Genomic DNA, 20,450 nt, shown 5'->3' with positions numbered 1-20,450 from the left:
GACTGCCTGTTATGAATCAATACACGCTTGCAGGGTGTGGTGCAATCCTACTGTGGAGCAGCAATGTCGCATTGATCCGCCACGTGACCGAATTACTTGGCCCTGTAGGTGGCGCTGCCGCCATTTATACTATCGCGGCGCTCTGCTTAGTGGTTTTTGTCGGTACGCCCAAACTCAGCGATTTTCCACGTCGCTACTTGATTGTCGGCGGCGTGTTATTCGTGGTCTACGAATTATGCTTGTCGTTATCCCTAGCATGGGCTAATACGCGCACACAAGCGATCGAAATGGGCGTCATTAACTATTTGTGGCCGTGCTTAACCGTCTTCTTTTCCGTGCTTATTACTCGCCAAAAAGTCAGCCTTTGGCTTTATCCTGCCTTAATGATCGCGTTTTTAGGCGTTATCTGGACAGTAGGCGGCAAACAGGGGGTTTCTTGGCATCATTTAGTCGCCAATATTCACTCAAACCCATTGAGCTATATCCTGGCTTTCAGTGGCGCCATCATTTGGGCCATATATTGTAATCTGACCCGCATGAGTGCGCAGGGAAAAAACGGCATCACGTGGTTCTTTATAGCAACGGCCATCACACTCTGGGTCGGTTTTGCACTCTCTGATGCGCCTGCGCTTTCCGGTTCTTGGTCGGAGGCAGTTTATGTGCTCGTGGCCGGTGCGGCAATGGGAGGAGGTTACGGGCTGTGGAACCTTGGTATTCTTAAGGGCAATTTGGTGTTCTTAGCAACCTTATCTTATTTTATCCCGATCCTATCAACGTTTTTATCAGCGATTCTCTTGTCGACCGAGCTGACGCTCTCCTTCTGGCAAGGCGTGGCGATGGTGACACTCGGCTCATTGGCAAGCTGGTGGCTGACGCGAGCGCCGACCACCAGCAACAAGACCTCGAGTACCGCTAAATCACACTAGTGACGATGTATCCAGCCGCTCTTGCGGCTGGATACAGTTTACTGTGCCAAAGCTAACGCCGGTGTTGCCGCGCCATAATAGAGGCAAATACGCTGACCATTGATTTGTTCAACCTCAAACTCAATCTCGTAAATACGCTCCATCACTGGCTTGGTCACCACCTCATCAACGGGACCGCTCGATACCACTTCACCATCTTTCATCGCGACCATATTGTCCGCATAACAAGCGCTAAAGTTAATATCGTGCATCACGACCACCACGGCCTTGTTATATCGATGTGCCAGGTCTCTGACCGTCTTCATGATCGCCACCGAGTGACGAATATCGAGATTATTAAGCGGTTCATCAAGAAAGATATAATCGGTGTTTTGTGCCACCACCATCGCGATGAATGCCATCTGCCGTTGGCCCCCACTTAATTGATCAATAAAGCGGTCTTGTAACTCCGTTAATCCTAATTGAGCTAACGCTTCATCAATCACCGTATCATCATCTGCAGTCAGTCGCCCTTTAGAGTGGGGAAAACGACCAAATGCCACGAGCTCACGAACACGAAAGCGCATATTGACATTATTCGCCTGCCGCAACACCGCCAGCCTTTTTGCTAATGCCTCATTGCTCCATTCACTGAGCGGTTTATCGCCAATCAAGACTTCACCTGCATCACTGTCAGTGAGTCGACTCGCCATAGAGAGCAGCGTACTTTTCCCCGCACCATTTGGACCAATTATCGCGGTCACTTTACCCGGTGGGAACAACGCACTGGCCTGATTTACCACCTGGGTTTGCCCGTAGGCTTTCGACAATCCAATTAATTCAATCATAATGGTTAAAACTTGTTTTTCGTTAGCAGGTACAAGAAATAGCTTCCACCAACAAAGTTAATAATCACACTGACAGTGGTTTCAAACCCGAACCACTGCTCAACAACATACTGACCGGTTAACAACAAAAAAACTGCCAATACACTGGTCGCAAGAATCAAAAAACGATGCTGATAGCTCACAAACATTTGCCGAGCAAGGCTGACCACAATCAAACCAAAGAACAATACAGGCCCGACCAAAGCCGTCGATACCGCAATCATGATGGCGATGATCACCATCACCTTCAGTGTCAGTCCGCGCATATCGACGCCTAAACTGGTGGCATTATCTTCACCAAGTAAGCAAACATCCAGCTGATTGGCATAGCGGTAAAGCGCCAACAAACACAGCCCTAACACCGGCACACTGATATACACCAGATCGCGATTCGCATTGTTGAAACTGGCAAACATGGCATCTTGAAGTACCGCAAATTCACTGGGGTCAACTAATAAGGTGAAAAACTGGCTAACACTGCCAAACACACTCCCGAGTACGATACCAATTAACAGCAAGGTATAGACGTTAGCGCGATGCCGACGAAAATACAGCGTAAATAGCACGCTCGCCGTCACCGTCATCAATGCCACACTCACCGCAAAGTTTAAATAGGCATTCACCAAAAACAGACTGGTTGAACCAAAGATCACCAGTAACAGGGTTTGCAATAAGACGTACAAACTATCAAAACCAAGAATTGAGGGCGTCAATATTCGATTATTGGTGATGGTTTGAAACACTAATGAAGAGGCCGATATTGCGATCGCTGCCAGCGCAATCGAAAGCACCTTCGGCGTACGCCTAGAAAGAAAGTAAGCATAATTATCCGCGGTAAGGCCATGCCCTAAGAAATAACCGGCGACCAGTAAAACGCCCACCGCAACAAGAGAAAGTTTGAGTCCATCACGCATTGGCTTTATCCCTCATCACTAAGTAGATAAAGACCACACCACCCAAAATCGAAATGATCATGGCAATAGGGACTTCATAAGGGAAGATAATTACGCGGCCTAAAATATCGCAACTTAAGACCAGTACCACCCCCCAAAAGGCGGTCCAAGGCAAATTACGCTTAATGTTATCGCCCATGAACAATGAGACAACATTCGGCACAATCAGGCCAAGAAAAGGGATCACACCGACGATCATCACCACGGCCGACGACAACAAGGCAACCACCATGACACCAAACAGCACCACTTTTTGATAATCCAAACCAATATTCTTGGCGAAGCTTTCTCCAATACTGGCGGCGCTAAATTGGCTCGCATAGGCATAGGCCACGGCACATACAGGCATGGCAACAAACAAGATTTCATAATTCCCCGCCAACACCGATGAAAAATTGGCCACCGTCCACGCTTGTAAGGTTTGAATCAAATCGTATTTGTAAGCCAGGAACTGAGTAAGAGACGAAACCACGTTGCCGTACATAATCCCGATCAAAGGAACAAGCACGGTATTTTTAAATTTGAGGCGCTGTAAGAAACGGACAAATAGCCAAGTACCTGCCATCGCCGTACCGACAATCACGGTCAGGTCAAGCCATTGGTTTGCACCACTAAAAACCACGAGCGTAACCACATAGCCAAGCAGCGCACAATCAATAGTGCCCGTGGTATCTGGGGAGGCAAAGCGGTTTTGACAAATCTGCTGCATAATCAGGCCGGCCACACTCAGCCCAGCCCCGGCAAGACAAATAGCCAGCAGGCGCGGAATACGACTGGTGGTAAAAATGGTCCAGGCTTCTGAATCACCGGCCCACAAACTATCCAAAGAAACGTGGGCGACACCGATAGATATCGACAATAGCGCCAGCACCATAAGGATAGGAATAGAAAGATACTTCACAACACGACTACCGTTGGGTCTGAAACCACAAAGACCCGGGAGAAGCCCGGGTCAACTTTTATCTGTAAAAAAGCGATCTATAAAGAAAGCGATGCGTCATCAAAAACGATTAAAGTACGCGATTGACATCGTCGATCATTTTATCCATCGCCGTCATCCCAGCCATGGTGATATACCAAGCGGTTGGATCTAAGTAGCTGATACGTTGATTTTGGTGCGCCGGTGTCTTATTTACCAATGGGTTATCGAAACGCGCTTTGGCTTTTCCCTGTCCCTCACCAATCGCTTGCTCACGATCAAGCACCAGCAACACATCTGGATTGGCATCGGCAATGTATTCAAAAGAAATCAGGTTGCCGTGAGAGCCAGCCACTTCTACGTCATCACTTTTCGCAGGTTTTAGTCCCAGCTCGTCAAAAACCAGACCAAAGCGGCTTTTCTCACCAAACATCGCCACTTTACTGCCGTTGCTCATCACCATAAGCGCGTTGAAGTTATCTGCCACCGCTTTTTCATGTGTTTGTGCAATTTTGGTATTTACCTGGTCGATAATGGCTTCCACTTTTTCTTGTTTGTCGAAGACATTACCCAGCATGCGCCAGTTTTGCTGAACACTCTGCCAATAATGGTCATAATCGGCTTGGAACATAATGGTTGGCGCAATTTCTTCTAATTCACTCATCAGCGACGCCATACGCGCCTCTGCGATGATCAAATCCGGTTTCGCCGTAAAGATTGCCTCATAATCAGGCTCTTTAACGGTCCCTACCGCTACATACTTATCATCTTGGTAAGTTTTTGCTAAGTAATCTGGCATCAATGATTTCACCACACCTACAGGTTCAACCCCCAGGCGGTCAAGCACATCGAGGCTGCCTTGCCCAAGCACAACCACACGCTGCGGCACACCGTCAATCTCAACGGTGCCCATGGCATGGTGGATGGTTTTTGCAGCAGCGTGACCACTTAATACCAAAGAAACGGTTAAAAGAATGAATTGGAAAAATGAACGAAAAGCTTGCATAGCCCTTTCCTCGCAAAAATTGATGGCAGCATGCTAACGCAGTTAAAACGCCAAGTCACGAATAGAAGTGAGAATTATTCATATTCATAACTCTATTGATAAAGCCGGATCAACACACCATCACGATAAGGGCGTCAGTTACTAAAACTGTTTTGATCTTGCGCAAAATAAAGACAGATATCAGCCAGTGTTGTGTCTATTTCCCGTTTTTATCCGCGAATAAACCATCGAATCGGACCTATTTGGTTACAACGCAAGCGATTGCACCGACACTATCAACATATTTAGTAATCATTGGCCGGTTTACGGGTTAACATGGATATAGTTGTGATCAAGATCGCGCGGATATATGCGCTGGTTACATACACTAGACTCATCTCGAGCGGTATGACTGAAACGATAATTAAAGACAGCTAAGACTGTCGCAAATTCGGTACCGGATTGAGCTGAACTGCATCTAACGAGTTGTTTGAGGGTTATAATGAACGAAATTTTACTTGCGGTCGTCGCTGGCGCCATTGTTGGCTTTTTCTTCAGCGCGATCAAGTTACCATTGCCTGCTCCCCCGGTGATTTCTGGGATCATGGGCATCGTTGGTATCTACCTTGGCGGCATGGCTTATCAAGCCGTGATCGAACGCTTTTTCTCTTAACTTTAGATAATTGGAGCACACTATGGCTACCCCACATATTAACGCTGCAGACGGCGCATTTGCTGAAACAGTCCTGATGCCAGGTGATCCACTGCGCGCGCAGTACATTGCCGAAAACTTTCTAGAAAACGCGGAACTGGTCACTGATGTCCGTAATATGTTCGGTTACACCGGCACTTACAAAGGCAAAAAAGTATCGGTAATGGGTCACGGTATGGGTATCCCATCGTGCTCCATCTACGTCCATGAGCTGATCAAAGATTACGGTGTTAAAAACGTCATTCGCGTCGGCAGCTGTGGCGCAGTAAAAGATGATGTCAAACTGATGGACGTGATCGTTGCACAAGGCGCTTCCACCGACTCAAAAGTAAACCGCACCCGTTTTGCCGATCATGACTTCGCCGCTATTTGTGATTTCCATCTTATGGAAACTGCCGTTGGTGAAGCGCGTAAACAAAACGTCTCTGTGCGCGTTGGTAACGTATTCTCTGCGGATCTCTTTTACAGCCCAGAAGCCGATCTGTTCAACAAAATGGACAAACTTGGCATTCTTGCCGTTGATATGGAAGCAGCGGGTATCTACGGTGTTGCTGCAGAGCTAAACGCGCGTGCTCTCACCATTCTGACCGTGTCTGACCACATTATTCGTGGTGAAGCACTGAGCTCAGATGAGCGTCAAAAGTCGTTTAATGAAATGATGACTGTCTCGCTCGAGACCGCGATCAACCTGTAAATGTGGGTTGGAGGAAACGTGCCAAGCGGTAAACTGCCACCCGCTGCCGGTCAATTGCAGCTGAATTTTTGTAAAACCTTGACCTGTCCTAACTTTGGGTCAATGGATGAGCAAGATTATTTGGTTCAGCGCTCTAATCCGGCACGCCCAACGCTAGTATGCCGAGAATGCGGGGCGTTTCCTCCTCTGCTCAACAACCAGCAAGTTCATGCCGAGTTGATAGCCCAACGTCAACTCCATGCAGATGGACTATGTGCCTGTACCAACCCCGCCTGTGAGCACTTAGGTAAGCCAGTCTTAACCTACCGTCACTGTTACCATGCCTTTGGCTACAGCGGCGATAGACAACGTTATCGGTGTAAAGGCTGTCAAAGTACCTTTGTCGACCGTTGGTCTGGGATTAACAAAAAGAGTGAGCTGCAACAAAAGTTGCTGGCCTTCCTTTTCACGGGCCATACCGTGCGAGAGATCTGTCGTCGGCTTTCTCTCAATCCAAAGACCTTTTATGATCACCTGAATCAAATAGCTGCGCGTTGTCGACAAAAACTTGCCGCGTACGACACACGCTTTTTATCTGATACCTCAACAGGCCACCTCGCGAGTGTTCATGCACCGCTGCAACCTAACAGCGAAAATGGCGTACAATGGCTAGCGACCGGAGAGGCGCATAGCGGCTATATTTTGCTTCAAGATGTCAACTATCATTCGTATGATCATGACCATCTCACCGAGCATCATGACCCGTATCAAGACGCTTGCCGCTTTATGGCGACCACCAATGCAGGCCAGCGCTCGGAGCCAACACCGCGCCCTGACGGCTTACTGGGTCGCGTTGACGCAAAATACCGAGAGGTGTTTTCACGCTCAAATGTGGAAGACCCTTACACCCAGCCGTTGCACTTTATTTACCCTAATCGTGGTACCCTGATTCGTCCTCAGTACACCACCTATGCCCATTATTTAAACCTCAAGCCTTTTATTGATCATTGGCAACACATTGTGGTGTTTTCTCCGCAGGAGCCCTTATTGCGCTCGGCTTGTTTATCCGTTTTTGAAGCCGATATTCGTGACAAACGGGTAAGCCATGTTTACGTCGAGCAAGATCCTTATTGGCAACCCGGCTCAGAGCCAGAAAAAATTGATATTGTGTTACTCAGTTGGTGGCGCGATCGCTGGGCGTTTACGCGTAGCGGTGCAGGGAGCAAAGCCATTTGCGATCATGGGCAAAATAAGGGCAGAGAAGCCTATTGGTTAACCCATGCAAGCTGTGATGCGATGAAGAAATATCAACAACACTTCCATCAGCAATTTGCACTGTTGGTTAATGAGCCACGACGCCGATTACGCCCTGGAGGGTTACTGCCGTTACTTGATATTTACCGTGCCTGGCACAATTTGTGTTGGCAAGATCACGCCCACGTCACGCCTGCTCAGCGTCTTGGATTAACCGATCGCCCGCTCACACTCGCGGACCTCATGCTTTAACGTCTCACCGCCCGATTGTTATCGATAGTTCAACCTAACGCCCGCGTCGTCTCCCTTGACGATATCGCTGTTTCGCGTTATTTATCTCGATACTAAAAATCCAGTCACGAGGATATAAGTATTGGATATTCAACTGCTGCGTACATTTATTGAAGTCAGCAAGACCCGCCATTTCGGTCATGCGGCGGATAATCTTTATCTGACCCAATCCGCAGTCAGCTTTCGTATTCGCCAACTCGAAACCCAGTTAGGCACCGCACTGTTTATTCGTCAGCGCAATAATGTTCGCCTCACAGAAGCAGGTGAGCGTTTATTTCCCTATGCAGAAACTATGCTGCAAACTTGGCAACGTGCGCAACACGATGTCAGTGCCATACAAGCCGCCAGTAGCCAATTAACATTTGGGGCGTCACCGATGTTATGGGAGCTTGATGGCGTAAGCGCATGGATAAATCAGATAGGTGCAGACCATACCGACTGGCTACTCCGTGCTGAATCAACGCCAAGGCAATTACTCGCTCGCCATTTAATTGAGAAGCGCATCGACGCGGGCCTAACGTCAGAGTTACCAAAACTTGAAGGGCTGCAGTCTCATCACCTTGGCAATTATCAATTACAGCTGGTCAGCCACGTCGCTCATCTTCACCTGGATAAGAGTGATGAGCTACCGCTTATCTATCTTGACTGGGGCACACAATTTGCGAGTGCACAAAGCCAAATAGCGCAGTTACAGCGCCCACCGGTGTTACACACCCAGTCGTGCCACCTGGCGTTAAACTATTTGCTCACACATGGCGGCATCGCATTTCTGCCTTCCTTGGCGATTCAACAGTACCTAGACAGCAAACGACTTCATTTAGTTGATAAAGTACAAGCGCTTACCCATCCTCTTCACCTTATCTGGCTGACGAACAACGATAAAAGCAATTTAATCAGTCAGTTAATAGAATCAAACGGTCAGCTTTACGCCGGTTAAAAAAACGGTCGTTTGCGGCGAATTTCACTAGTCGGTGGGGCATTTTTCGGCTATCTTAAAATTGTTAGGCAACAACATACTGCCTAATCATCCGGCTACACGTAGCCTTAAAAATCAACAAGCGTTAGGAAAGCACCACCATGGCACAGTGGGATCAATGGTTAAAACACGGCTCTCAACAAAAAGAGAAGTTTAAATCTCGCCACCACGACGATTTTGATGACGATATGTCACACGGCAAAAAAGGCAAAAAACGTCAAAGCAAACGCGCGCACCGACCTCAGCAAGAGGACAGCTACTTCGGTGATGACCGCTAACTGCGTTGATACGTTTGTCGTCAAAATTAAAAAAGGCAATGCGTCGGCGTTGCCTTTTTGTTGCCACTTATCACCGAGACGGTGTTAGGCTTGCATCGTTCGCCAATGGGTATCGAACGCCGTTAATACGGCATGCGTCGTTTGCCACAATGGATTTTGCTTAAGTGTCTGCCAATCAATCGGCGTCCGTACCCGGAGTGCATCTGCCATTGGCACGGATTGAATCGGTAATGCATCTAAAACCGACACCGCACTTGCGCGATCATTGCAGATCAGCGTCATATCACACCCTGCATCCAGTGCTGCCTTAGCACGAGAAGGGGCATCACCAAACACATGCGCCCCACCCATGCTTAAGTCATCCGAGAAGATAATCCCTTTAAATCCGAGTTGCTGACGCAAAATATGAGTTAGCCAATAGCGTGAGCCACTGGCAGGCTGTGTATCATGCTGCGGATAGACCACATGCGCAGGCATAACCGCATCCAATAAGCCTTGTTCAATAAACGCTTTAAAAATAGCGAAATCAGACGACTGCAGAATATCACGCGGATCTTCAGGGGTGACTAAATGAGAGTCTTCTAACACAGCACCATGCCCCGGAAAATGCTTCCCGGTAGTTGCCATGCCGGCACGGCGCATACCCATTGAAAAGGCGCTGGCGTATTGTGTCACCACCTGTTGTTCTTCACCGAACGCGCGATCTTTAATGGCGGCACACGCAAAGCCGCGATCAAGCACAGGTGCAAAGCTCAAATCAATCCCATGCGCAATTAACTCGGCGGCCATCAACCATCCGGCTTGCTCAGCCATCTCTGTGGCTGCACCAAGTGCATGATAAGACTGTGCGGCCGGGATCGGCGTAAACGCTTCTCGAAAGCGTTGAACGCGTCCACCTTCTTGATCCACACCAATCAAGATATCTCGGCCTGCCGCCGCACGAATAGACTGTGTCAGTGCGCGAAGCTGCGCGGAATCGTAATAGTTGCGGGCAAACAAAATCACGCCACCGACGCTCGGATGCGCGAGAATTTCTTTCTCTTCATTATCGATTTGCTCTGCGTGCACATCGAGCCAAACGGGTCCCATTATGTCTCCTTCATCCTGCGTTTATCACAGACGAATAATCAAGCACTTTGCGAGATATCGCAATCTGTTTATACTCGCTGTTTGTGTATACCCATTGCGCATTACTGCTATCGTACCGTCGTCATTATGCAAGGAACAGCCACATGTCATACTCTGGAGCCGATATCTATATTGGTGTCATGTCAGGAACCAGTTTAGATAATATCGATGCCGTCGCTGTCAGGTTTACCCAAGCCGGTCAGGTCGAGTCAATTGCGCGATACAGTGATCCGATACCGCAAGACATTAAAGCCACGGTGATTACGTTAAGCCGAGATCACCCTGTGTCAGTGACAACGCTCGGTGAGCTCGATCGTCGCTTAGGCGAATGTTATGCCGCGGCGATTAATACCTTGCTCGAACACGCCGCCTTATTGCCTAAGCATGTCGCCGCGATAGGCTGTCATGGACAAACGGTGTATCACCAGCCAAGTGGGGATTACCCGTTTACCATGCAACTTGGCGACGCTAATGTGATTGCCGCTCGAACCGGTATTACCACTGTTGCCGATTTTCGTCGCAAAGATATGGCGTATGGTGGCCAAGGTGCACCACTGGTGCCCGCATTTCATAACGATTACTTTTCCGATAGCGAACAACCGACTGCGGTGGTCAATATCGGCGGCATCGCTAATGTCTCAATGATATGCCCTGATCGCCCGTTATATGGCTACGACACCGGACCCGGCAACATGCTAATGGATGCGTGGACACAACGACATCGCCATCAAGCCTATGATCGAGATGGTGAATGGGCGGCAAGCTGTGCGCCTTATCAGCCCCTGCTCCAACGGCTACTGTCGGATGCTTACTTTTCTCGCCCTGCGCCCAAAAGCACAGGTCGAGAATATTTTAACCTCGACTGGCTCGACCGTCAGTTGCTCGCGTTTTCGCTCTCCCCCGATCAGGTACAAGCAACACTTTTGGCACTCACCGTTGAGAGTATCGCCATGGCCATACGACCGCTAAAGCGCGGACGCATCTTTGTTTGTGGTGGGGGAGCACATAATCAAACGTTAATGCTCGCGCTGCAACAAGCCATGCCCAACTGGGCAATCGCTCAAACCGATGAAGTCGGGATCCGTTGTGACGATATGGAAGCCATTGCCTTTGCATGGCTTGCTAAACAAACACTCAACCACCAGCCTGGCAACGTCCCTGCCGTGACCGGCGCCAGCCAAGCGTGTTGCTTAGGTGCCATCTATCTACCCTATTAAGGAACATCAATGACAGCCCCCAGCGTCGAGCAACTCAAGCATTTATTATCCGAAACGCGTAATCCCCACACTTACGGACTCGATCAGCAAGATACACTTGGCTTGGTGACCATGATTAATGCCGAAGACCAAGGCGTCGCACTTGCAGTCCAATCACAACTTCCCGCTATCGCTGACGCTGTCGACCACATCGTAGCCGGGTTTAACGCGGGAGGCCGGCTTATCTATATTGGCGCGGGCACCAGTGGACGCCTGGGTGTATTAGATGCCGTTGAGTGCCCGCCTACATTCGGGGTCGGACATGAACAGGTAATTGGCCTTATTGCCGGAGGCGAAAAAGCGATGTTTATCGCCCAAGAGGGAGCGGAAGATGATCCAAAGGCAGGTGTCGCGGATCTAGACGCCCAACACCTCAGTTCGAAAGATGTTGTCGTCGGTATTGCCGCCAGTGGCCGAACGCCGTATGTGGTCGGCGCGCTTGAATTTGCTAAGCAACAAGGTGCTGTCACCATCGCCTTATCATGTAACCCCAACGCCGCGATCAATGCGCATGCTGATATCGCGATAACGCCCGAGGTCGGCCCAGAAGCGCTCACCGGCTCAACCCGTATGAAGTCTGGCACCGCGCAAAAGTTAGTACTAAACCTATTAACCACTGCCGCCATGGTCAAAATCGGTAAGTGTTATCAAAACTTAATGGTCGATGTAAAAGCCACCAATCAAAAACTGGTGACACGCTCAACCCTGATCGTGATGGAAGCGACAGGTTGTGATGAAGCGACCGCGGTTCAGGCTCTGTCCCATGCCGACGGTGAGGTTAAGGTAGCCATTTTTATGGTGTTAACCGGGCAGGACCCGCATTTAGCAAGAAAGCATCTTGAGCAAGCCAACGGACATTTACGCGATGCACTCGCGATGACGCTACAAAACTGAACCTCATAATATCCGTCGCTCTTGCGAACGGTTTACGCTTTTTGAGATCCACCTACCCAGATGAAGAGCGCCGATTTCGTTCACGTATCACTGTACTCGGCTGCGCACTGTCCATTCGTTCCACGTACGCTTGGTATTGGCTAAACGGTAAGGGGCGTGAATAGTAGTAGCCCTGCGAAACGTCCACACCATAACGCCGAAGCAAGCTCTCGGCCTCTTCACTCTCAACCCCTTCGGCAACCACCATCACCCCTAACGATCGCGCCATATCGGTGGTTGCACGAACAATACTTTGGTGGCGGCTACTTTTGGGAAGATCTCGCACGAAGCTGCGATCAATCTTAAGCTCAGTGAAAGGCAATTGAGATAGAAAGTACAAAGACGAATACCCTGTCCCGTAATCATCGATAGAGACTTCAATACCGTTTGCCGATAGATCTGCAATCAACTGCTTGAGCCAATTGTAATCTTCCACCATGATCGATTCGGTCAGTTCGAGTGAAATTAAATTCGTGGGTATATGGCACTCTCGAGCCAGTTTAACCACACGATTGGCCAAATCAGGGATATAGATATCAGACGCACTAATGTTGACCGAAAGCCGACGACAGTGGCCACGGTTAATAAGCTGCGCTTGCTGCTGAAAAGCACGCTTAATCACCCAAAGGGTAAGACTATTAATAATCCCGACATCCTCGGCCATTCGTACAAACACCTCAGGCGATATCTGGCCATACTCTGGGTGCGTCCAACGTGCCAGCACCTCTGAGCCATGGATAGAGCCTGTGCGTAAATCAATTTGCGGTTGGTGATAGAGCTCCAACCCATCATTCTCAATCGCATCTTTTAAATCCGTGACGAGCGAGACATGTAGCTGATGGTGTCGCTGCTCATGAGAATTAAAGTGCGCATAGCTGCCAACAAAAGGACGGTGCTGGTCAATGGCATTTAACGCTCGGCTAATGAGTAATCCTGGATGCTCACCATCGGTTGGATAGTGACAAACACCGATACGCACATTGACTTGCGTAACAAAGGATCCCACGCATAAATCACCATTTAAGCTATCAACTACAGCAGTTAGCACCTGGTCACACGTCTTGCGATCCACATCCTCAATTAAAAAAGCAAACACCCCTTCTTTTAGGCAGCCCAGGCGGTGGCTGGGCATATCACTGTCCGTTTTGATCGCTTGTACCGGCTGAACCGCTAAGGTGTCATTCATACGTGCAGCAATCGCATTGATATATTCATCGCGTGCACTTTCATCTAGATAAGGCAATAAATTGTTATAGTTATCAATCGATAAACAGCACAAATTGAAATTGTTGTTGCGGCTAATGAGGTCGCTGATCACCATGTGCAATACGTTGTTATTAGGAAGGCAACTCAAGGTATCATGAGTCAGCGCTCGCATTTCCTGCATCCTTTGAAAACGAAACCGCTCGGCAACCGCCAGAGAAAATAGAATCATGGTTAGCGCAAGCGCTAGCATCAAGACATAACTTGACAACAGAGTGTACTCAATGTAATTCAGCATCAGTGCGTAGAATGTCAGTCCGCCAGCCATTGCGGGTAGCCAACACAAAATAAATAGAAACAACCAGTATTTACTCGGCTGCCATTGCTGCCACAAGTAATAAATAATCACTCCGTAGACTGGGATTTGCGCAATGAGAACAAAAGAGGCAGACATATAAGCCGGCGTAATAAAGCTCAGTAATGCGAGACCGAGCAGCCCACCCGTCGTGATTAAAAATAGAGATCGCGCGCGTTGATGAATAGGACTACGCGTAAAATCTAAGAAAAAATAGGTAAACCATAACCCGACCGTTAATAAACAAACAGTGAGTGCCACCAAGTGATTACTGATAAATATCTGGACAAAATCAGGGACAAAGTAACGACTAAAGCCATGATTCACACTCACCACTAACGCACTCAACACAGTTGCAAACACATAAATTAAGTACACGCGCTGCCGACTGTATACATAGACACCGGCGCTATAGAGTGCCATCAGCATGGCAAAACTCATAAATCCGCCCCATACCAAATGCAGTGATTTGGCGAAATGGTCATAGCGCCCATGATCCATCACCCATAGTGGCATGGTTGCCATGTCTCGTGACGTTACTTTGATCAAAAGCTGATTAGCATGCTCAGGGAGCAAGGTCACGGGCACTGAGGACGGTAAGGGCAAGCGGTTCAGTCTTTCTGGTGTAATATCGCCAGCTTTTACACGCGAGCGAATCTGTTCACCATCGAGGACGTGATAAGCGTCAAGATAATCAATTGAAGGGTTATCAGTGATCACATGTATCGGCCGCTCAGTGAGGCCCGTATAATCAAAGCCGATGTTGATCCAGTACGTTTGGTAAGCTAATTTCCATGGAATGTGGGTTGGCTCTGATACCGACGTGAAAGGGGCATGTGCCATCACATAATCTAGTGATAGCTCGTTCGTCTCGTCAACAAAGTAACTATAGTTTACGTCAAGAAGAGGCTGCTCTTCGGTCGTACCCTCACTGAGATCAGCAATCCACACCCCGAACGTACTCAAGGCGAGTAATGCGAGCAATGTCGCCCCCCAGATCAGGGGTTGTCGTGATTGTAGTGCGTGCATCAAGCCACACTCCCTTAGCCAAAGACAAGCTCGTCATCATGCTATTTTTCTACGTAGCCGCGAGTCTCTTCTACACAGCCGCTAGTAGTTTTGTTTGAACGAGCACTAATAAACTTAGATAGCAATGGCTACTTTTTCAAACAGAGCACACCACGCATTCTCGTTTGCTCGCGATTTCAACGATATTCTCGTCAATCGATAACCGAGCACCGTAACAGCTTATGAACATTGGTATCGCGACAGAACATTTGTTCGTTTTGTATAACAGGCGTATACTGGTAAGCATTGCATTCATCGTGCCTTTAAACGCAACCTAAGGTACCGTTCAGTCGCGAGACCATCGAGCATGAGCATATCAACGCCCCCTGATCACTATCACGAAGACACCGACTTATTAACTGAAATCGCCATTTTGTACTATCAACAAAGCGCGACTCAGGAAGAAATTGCTCGCAAATATAAAATCAGTCGCCCCAAAGTAAGCCGTCTTTTACGTAAAGCGCGTGAAGAAGGTATTGTAGAAATCACGGTCAAATTCCATCCCGTACACAGTGCCCAGCTCGAACAGCGATTGATGGCCAGGTTTAACCTTAAACGCGCCTTAATTTCACTCGACCAACCGAGCGCCGAAGAACAACGTACACAAGTCGCGACCTTGGTATCCTCTTATCTTGACGGTAACCTTAACGATGGCATGGTGGTTGCGGTGGGCCAAGGTCAAAATGTCGCAGCGGTCGCCGATCACCCGGGTGTTGTCTCGCATCGTCAAGCCCGGTTTGTTTGCGCAATAGGCGGCACACACCGCAGCGGTGACGCGTTTAATGCCGATCATATCTGTCGACGATTAGCCAAAAAGTTTGGGGGGAGCAGTGAAACCCTATACGCCCCAGCGTATGTGGATAATGAGTCGATTCAACAGGTGTTCGTGTCCCATCCGAATATCAGTGAAACCTTGAACCAGGCCAGAAAAGCAGAGTTTGCACTGGTCGGCATTGGCGATATGGATGAGAATAGTCATATGGTCAAATTGGGTTGCTTTACCGCACGCGAGTTTGTTGAAGCACGGGTGAATCATGGTATTGTCGGAGACATCGGCGGTTTTGATTTCTTCCGACTTGACGGACAACCCACGGATAACCTGATGCGTGGTCGTGTGGTTGGACTGGCAATGCCAGATTTGGCACGTATTCCGAGTGTTATTGCCATGGCGAGCGAGAGCCGCAAAGCCTTATCGATACTCGGTGCGCTGAGAACGGGCGTTATCGATGTACTCGCGACCAGTGCAAGCTGCGCAATGGCCCTGCTGAATATGTCGGAGCCTGCACCTGATGAAAGCGTGTTCACATTTCAACAGGATGAGTAAATTCGTGACAAAAGAGTGAGACGTAACTCTCTTTATATCGCAATACAATTGACAAGTGGCGTAAAAAACTCAAAGATCGTCACATCATTTGCTCAGACGCGTTGCATCTGTTCATATTCAGATCAAGCGTTAGCACGTAACTCGGCGTCTGGGCCTACCACGTAAAGAAGGTGAGTGAAGATGAGCAACAAACTGGACCAACTCCGAGCCCTAACCACCGTTGTCGCAGACACAGGCGATATCGAAGCGATTAAAAAGTACCAACCGCAAGACGCAACCACCAACCCTTCGCTGATCCTGAAAGCCGCGCAAATCAAAGAGTATGCGCCATTGATTGATGAAGCGATTGCGTATGCGAAATCACACAGCAGTGATGCCGACCAACAAATCGCCGATACCTGTGACCGCCTCGCAGTGAACATCGGTAAAGAAATTCTTAATGTCATTCCTGGTCGCATCTCCACAGAAGTCGATGCCCGTTTATCCTATGACACCGACGCAAGCGTTGCTAAAGCACGTAAGCTGATCAGCATGTACAACGAAGCGGGGATCAGCAACGATCGTATCCTGATCAAACTGGCTTCAACCTGGGAAGGCATTCGTGCCGCTGAAATCCTGGAAAAAGAAGGGATCAATTGTAACCTGACGCTATTATTCTCGTTCGCACAAGCACGTGCCTGCGCAGAAGCCGGCGCTTACCTGATTTCACCGTTTGTTGGCCGTATTATGGATTGGTACAAAGCCAAAGAAGGCCGTGATTTTGAGCCTGCAGAAGACCCAGGCGTGAAGTCCGTTACCACCATTTATAACTACTACAAAGCACACGGCTACGACACCGTTGTGATGGGCGCAAGCTTCCGCAATGCCGGTGAGATCCTAGAATTAGCCGGCTGTGACCGCCTCACGATCAGCCCACAATTGTTGCAAGAGCTAAGCGATGCTGAAGGCGATATTCCTGTGAAGCTAAAAGACACAGGCGCCACCGAGCAACGCCCAGCAGCAATGACCCATGCGGAATTCTTGTGGGAACACAACCAAGATCCGATGGCCATCGAAAAACTTGCTGAAGGCATCCGAAACTTCGCGGTCGATCAAGGTAAACTTGAAGACATGATTCGCGAACAACTGTGATCCAACCCAAAGCGTGATTTAACACAATAAAAGCGGTTTAGGCCGCTTTTATGATATCGTTTTCTCTTATTTCACCTGTTCAACCTGTAGGTAAACACATGGAACGCAAAATGTTAGCCAACGCCATCCGCGCCCTTGCGATGGACGGTGTTCAAAAAGCCAAATCTGGTCACCCAGGCGCCCCAATGGGCATGGCCGATATCGCCGAAGTATTGTGGCGTGACCACATGAATCATAACCCGCAAAACCCAGATTGGGCTAACCGTGATCGCTTTGTGCTCTCAAACGGCCACGGCTCAATGTTGATCTATTCATTGTTGCACCTGACTGGCTACGATCTTGCTATCGACGATCTGAAGCAGTTCCGTCAATTGCACTCGAATACCCCAGGCCACCCTGAATATGGCTATGCACCGGGTATTGAAACCACCACTGGCCCACTCGGCCAAGGGATTACCAACGCCGTCGGTATGGCCGTTGCTGAAAAAGCACTGGCAGCACAATTTAACCGTGACGGTCACAACATCGTCGATCACCACACCTACGCATTCTTGGGTGATGGCTGCTTGATGGAAGGCATCTCTCACGAATCGTGCTCACTGGCGGGCACGCTAGGTCTCGGTAAATTGATCGCATTCTGGGATGACAACGGCATCTCAATCGACGGTCACGTTGAGGGTTGGTTCTCTGACGACACCGCTAAGCGTTTTGAATCTTACGGTTGGCATGTGATCCCCGCTGTCGATGGCCACGATGCGGATGCGATTCAAGCTGCATTGAGCGCTGCGAAAGCCGAAACCGGCAAACCGACGCTGATCTGCACCAAAACCACCATCGGTTATGGCTCGCCAAATAAATCAGGCAGCCACGATTGTCACGGCGCGCCGCTGGGTGATGACGAAGTACAAGCCGCACGTGAATTCCTAGGTTGGGAACACGCGCCTTTCGAGATCCCACAAGACATCTATGCACAGTGGGACGCCAAAGAAGCCGGCGCAGCTAAAGAAGCAGCTTGGAACGAGCAGTTTGCCGCATATCAAGCACAATACCCTGAGCTTGCCGCCGAGTTTACCCGTCGTATGAACGGTGAACTGCCAAGCAACTGGGACAGCGAAACTCAAAAACTGATTGCGGATCTGCAAGCCAATCCAGCTAAGATCGCATCACGTAAAGCGTCGCAAAACGTCTTAGAAGCATTCGGCAAACTGCTACCAGAACTGCTCGGTGGCTCAGCCGACTTGGCACCGTCTAACTTGACCATGTGGTCAGGCTCGAAAGCGATCACCGCAGACGACGCAAGCGGCAACTACCTGCACTATGGTGTGCGCGAATTCGGGATGACCGCCATCATCAACGGTATTGCCCTGCACGGCGGGTTTGTTCCTTACGGGGCGACCTTCCTGATTTTCATGGAGTATGCGCGTAATGCCATGCGCATGGCGGCACTGATGAAAACGCAGAACATTCAGGTTTACACCCACGACTCAATTGGCTTGGGTGAAGATGGCCCAACTCACCAGCCGGTCGAGCAAATGGCTAACCTGCGCCAAACGCCGAACATGAGCACCTGGCGCCCTTGTGACCAAGTCGAATCGGCAGTAGCGTGGAAAGCGGCGGTAGAGCGCAAAGACGGCCCAAGTGCGCTGATCTTCTCGCGTCAAGGCCTGGCTCAGCAAGAGCGTGATGACACGCAATTGGCGAACATTGCCAAAGGCGGTTACATCCTAAAAGATTGTGCAGGCAAACCTGAGCTTATCTTTATTGCGACTGGCTCTGAAGTAGAGCTGGCTGTTGAATCAGCTGCTCAGCTAAGCGAAGCAGGCAAACAAGTCCGTGTGGTCTCTATGCCAAGCACTGACTTATTCGATAAGCAAGATGCCGCTTATCGCGAGTCGGTATTGCCATCAGACGTCACTGCGCGCATTGCGATTGAAGCGGGTATTGCTGATTACTGGTACAAGTACGTAGGCTTGGACGGCCGCATCATCGGGATGACCACCTTCGGTGAATCAGCGCCCGCTGACGAGCTGTTCAAAATGTTCGGCTTCACGGTTGAAAACGTGGTTAACACTGCAGAAGAGCTGCTGTCTTAACAGCGCATCGATGACACGTTAATCCTGCATTACACGTTACTAAGGCCAGTCAGCGATGACTGGCCTTTTTTTGTCCAAATGAACATCATCGCTTTACAAGTGAACAGATTGCTGTACGGTGGTCACAGCTCTGGAACACGGAGCGTCAATGATTCATCAAGTAAAAGGCAACATAAGCTGCACTATTATCTGTATTATAGAGTTTCTAACGTTACCCGCTTTCGCTTCTAGACATGTCATCGACTCCGTTCAAAGCTATCCTAATTTTTGTAATTTAAGAGAGAATGATTATGTCTAATCAAGCAACTGGTATCGTCAAATGGTTTAACGAAGAAAAAGGGTTTGGTTTTATCACCCGCGAAAATGGCGAAAAGGACGTGTTTGTCCACTTCCGCGCTATCGTTGGTGACGGTTTTAAAACCCTGACTGAAGGTCAACAAGTTAACTTCACCGTTGAACAAGGCCAAAAAGGCCCACAGGCCTCTGAAGTTTCTGTCGCATAAGAAATCAGACCTGATTGATAAGGGGCGCTTAGGCGTCCTTTTTTTTCATCTCAAATTGGCTATCCTACCGAATCACAAGCAAAAATTGCTTTGTTTTCCCCGCAAACATAGAGCACCTGAAAATTAAATATCATAAAGGCTTTACATGTGGGTGGATTGCTGTATTGTGGTGTCAGCTCTGGAACACGGAGCGTCAATGATTCATCAAGTAAAAGTCAACATAAGCTGCGCTATTATCAATATTATAGAGTTTCTAACGTTACCTACTTTCGCTTCTAGACATGTCATCGACTCCGTTCAAAGCTATCCTATTTTTAGTAATTTAAGAGAGAATGATTATGTCTAATCAAGCAACTGGTATCGTAAAGTGGTTTAACGAAGAGAAAGGTTTCGGTTTCATTACTCGTGACAACGGTGAAAAGGACGTGTTTGTACACTTCCGTGCTATCGTTGGTGACGGTTTCAAAACCCTAACTGAAGGCCAACGTGTGAACTTCACCGTTGAGCAAGGCCAAAAAGGCCCACAGGCGTCTGACGTTTCTGTAGCATAAGAAACCGAGTCTGATTGATAAAGGGCGCCTAGGCGTCCTTTTTTTGTGTCTATGATTCGGGAATAGCCCGTA

Annotated in this window: 19 protein-coding genes; 13 read left to right on the top strand and 6 right to left on the bottom strand. The window is 48.9% G+C overall.

The window, feature by feature from the left end:
- Nucleotides 1–11: 11 nt before the first annotated feature.
- Entirely contained in the window at nt 12–926 is a 915-nt protein-coding gene (yddG, locus tag BZG76_RS08035; protein WP_077460854.1) for an aromatic amino acid DMT transporter YddG, read from the top strand.
- Between the two features lie 38 nt (nt 927–964).
- On the opposite strand, the gene BZG76_RS08030 is transcribed toward yddG, so the two are convergent.
- The 4 genes from BZG76_RS08030 to BZG76_RS08015 all read right to left on the bottom strand — a co-directional run bounded on the left by BZG76_RS08030 (nt 965) and on the right by BZG76_RS08015 (nt 4,670).
- Nucleotides 965–1,753, bottom strand: coding sequence for an iron ABC transporter ATP-binding protein (locus tag BZG76_RS08030; RefSeq protein ID WP_077460853.1), 789 nt, complete (start codon nt 1,751–1,753; stop codon nt 965–967).
- A 5-nt stretch (nt 1,754–1,758) separates the two neighbouring features.
- Entirely contained in the window at nt 1,759–2,706 is a 948-nt protein-coding gene (locus BZG76_RS08025; protein ID WP_021023771.1) for an iron chelate uptake ABC transporter family permease subunit, read from the bottom strand.
- A complete protein-coding gene (locus tag BZG76_RS08020; protein WP_025744503.1) occupies nt 2,699–3,619 on the bottom strand; it encodes an ABC transporter permease in 921 nt (306 codons plus the stop codon). The genes BZG76_RS08025 and BZG76_RS08020 overlap by 8 nt, the downstream gene beginning before the upstream one ends.
- A gap of 136 nt (nt 3,620–3,755) precedes the next feature.
- Nucleotides 3,756–4,670, bottom strand: coding sequence for a siderophore ABC transporter substrate-binding protein (locus tag BZG76_RS08015; RefSeq protein ID WP_021023773.1), 915 nt, complete (start codon nt 4,668–4,670; stop codon nt 3,756–3,758).
- Nucleotides 4,671–5,151: 481 nt separating this feature from the next.
- Here BZG76_RS08015 and BZG76_RS08010 point away from each other — a divergent pair, with 481 nt between their 5' ends.
- The 5 genes from BZG76_RS08010 (at nt 5,152) to BZG76_RS15360 (ending at nt 8,833) form a co-directional block, all read left to right on the top strand.
- Nucleotides 5,152–5,322, top strand: coding sequence for a XapX domain-containing protein (locus tag BZG76_RS08010; protein ID WP_021023774.1), 171 nt, complete (start codon nt 5,152–5,154; stop codon nt 5,320–5,322).
- Between the two features lie 22 nt (nt 5,323–5,344).
- Entirely contained in the window at nt 5,345–6,055 is a 711-nt protein-coding gene (gene deoD / locus BZG76_RS08005) for a purine-nucleoside phosphorylase (protein ID WP_077460852.1), read from the top strand.
- 18 nt (nt 6,056–6,073) lie between these two features.
- A complete protein-coding gene (locus BZG76_RS08000) occupies nt 6,074–7,540 on the top strand; it encodes a lactate dehydrogenase (RefSeq protein ID WP_028569712.1) in 1,467 nt (488 codons plus the stop codon).
- A 121-nt stretch (nt 7,541–7,661) separates the two neighbouring features.
- Complete coding sequence (gene hdfR, locus BZG76_RS07995; RefSeq protein ID WP_077460851.1) at nt 7,662–8,516, top strand: HTH-type transcriptional regulator HdfR; 855 nt, start codon at nt 7,662–7,664, stop codon at nt 8,514–8,516.
- A gap of 140 nt (nt 8,517–8,656) precedes the next feature.
- Nucleotides 8,657–8,833, top strand: a complete 177-nt coding sequence (locus BZG76_RS15360) for a hypothetical protein (protein ID WP_158009955.1) — start codon at nt 8,657–8,659, stop codon at nt 8,831–8,833.
- Between the two features lie 84 nt (nt 8,834–8,917).
- Here the strand turns inward: BZG76_RS15360 and nagZ are convergent, their stop codons facing one another.
- Nucleotides 8,918–9,922: a beta-N-acetylhexosaminidase gene (gene nagZ, locus BZG76_RS07990; protein WP_021023779.1), complete on the bottom strand. Its 1,005-nt coding sequence runs from the start codon at nt 9,920–9,922 to the stop codon at nt 8,918–8,920.
- A 143-nt stretch (nt 9,923–10,065) separates the two neighbouring features.
- Between nagZ and BZG76_RS07985 the strand changes: the two genes are divergently transcribed.
- Nucleotides 10,066–11,178: an anhydro-N-acetylmuramic acid kinase gene (locus BZG76_RS07985; RefSeq protein ID WP_077460850.1), complete on the top strand. Its 1,113-nt coding sequence runs from the start codon at nt 10,066–10,068 to the stop codon at nt 11,176–11,178.
- Nucleotides 11,179–11,187: 9 nt separating this feature from the next.
- On the top strand, nt 11,188–12,111 hold the full coding sequence (gene murQ / locus BZG76_RS07980; protein WP_077460849.1) for an N-acetylmuramic acid 6-phosphate etherase: 924 nt from the start codon (nt 11,188–11,190) through the stop codon (nt 12,109–12,111).
- 52 nt (nt 12,112–12,163) lie between these two features.
- On the opposite strand, the gene BZG76_RS07975 is transcribed toward murQ, so the two are convergent.
- Nucleotides 12,164–14,737, bottom strand: coding sequence for an EAL domain-containing protein (locus BZG76_RS07975; protein ID WP_077460848.1), 2,574 nt, complete (start codon nt 14,735–14,737; stop codon nt 12,164–12,166).
- 346 nt (nt 14,738–15,083) lie between these two features.
- Here BZG76_RS07975 and BZG76_RS07970 point away from each other — a divergent pair, with 346 nt between their 5' ends.
- The 5 genes from BZG76_RS07970 (at nt 15,084) to cspE (BZG76_RS07950) (ending at nt 20,378) form a co-directional block, all read left to right on the top strand.
- Complete coding sequence (locus BZG76_RS07970) at nt 15,084–16,100, top strand: sugar-binding transcriptional regulator (RefSeq protein ID WP_077460847.1); 1,017 nt, start codon at nt 15,084–15,086, stop codon at nt 16,098–16,100.
- A gap of 180 nt (nt 16,101–16,280) precedes the next feature.
- Nucleotides 16,281–17,231, top strand: coding sequence for a transaldolase (gene tal / locus BZG76_RS07965; RefSeq protein WP_077460846.1), 951 nt, complete (start codon nt 16,281–16,283; stop codon nt 17,229–17,231).
- Nucleotides 17,232–17,329: 98 nt separating this feature from the next.
- A complete protein-coding gene (gene tkt / locus BZG76_RS07960) occupies nt 17,330–19,324 on the top strand; it encodes a transketolase (RefSeq protein WP_077460845.1) in 1,995 nt (664 codons plus the stop codon).
- 290 nt (nt 19,325–19,614) lie between these two features.
- The gene (gene cspE, locus BZG76_RS07955; protein WP_077460844.1) at nt 19,615–19,827 is read left to right on the top strand and encodes a transcription antiterminator/RNA stability regulator CspE; all 213 of its coding nucleotides are present in this window, start codon (nt 19,615–19,617) and stop codon (nt 19,825–19,827) included.
- Nucleotides 19,828–20,165: 338 nt separating this feature from the next.
- On the top strand, nt 20,166–20,378 hold the full coding sequence (gene cspE, locus BZG76_RS07950; RefSeq protein WP_021023787.1) for a transcription antiterminator/RNA stability regulator CspE: 213 nt from the start codon (nt 20,166–20,168) through the stop codon (nt 20,376–20,378).
- Nucleotides 20,379–20,450 lie beyond the last annotated feature (72 nt).

This window comes from Salinivibrio sp. AR647 (assembly GCF_001995415.1).
GTDB lineage: Bacteria > Pseudomonadota > Gammaproteobacteria > Enterobacterales > Vibrionaceae > Salinivibrio > Salinivibrio costicola.
Note: the sequence above shows the minus strand (reverse complement) of the source record. Positions and strands in the feature narration are given on the sequence as shown.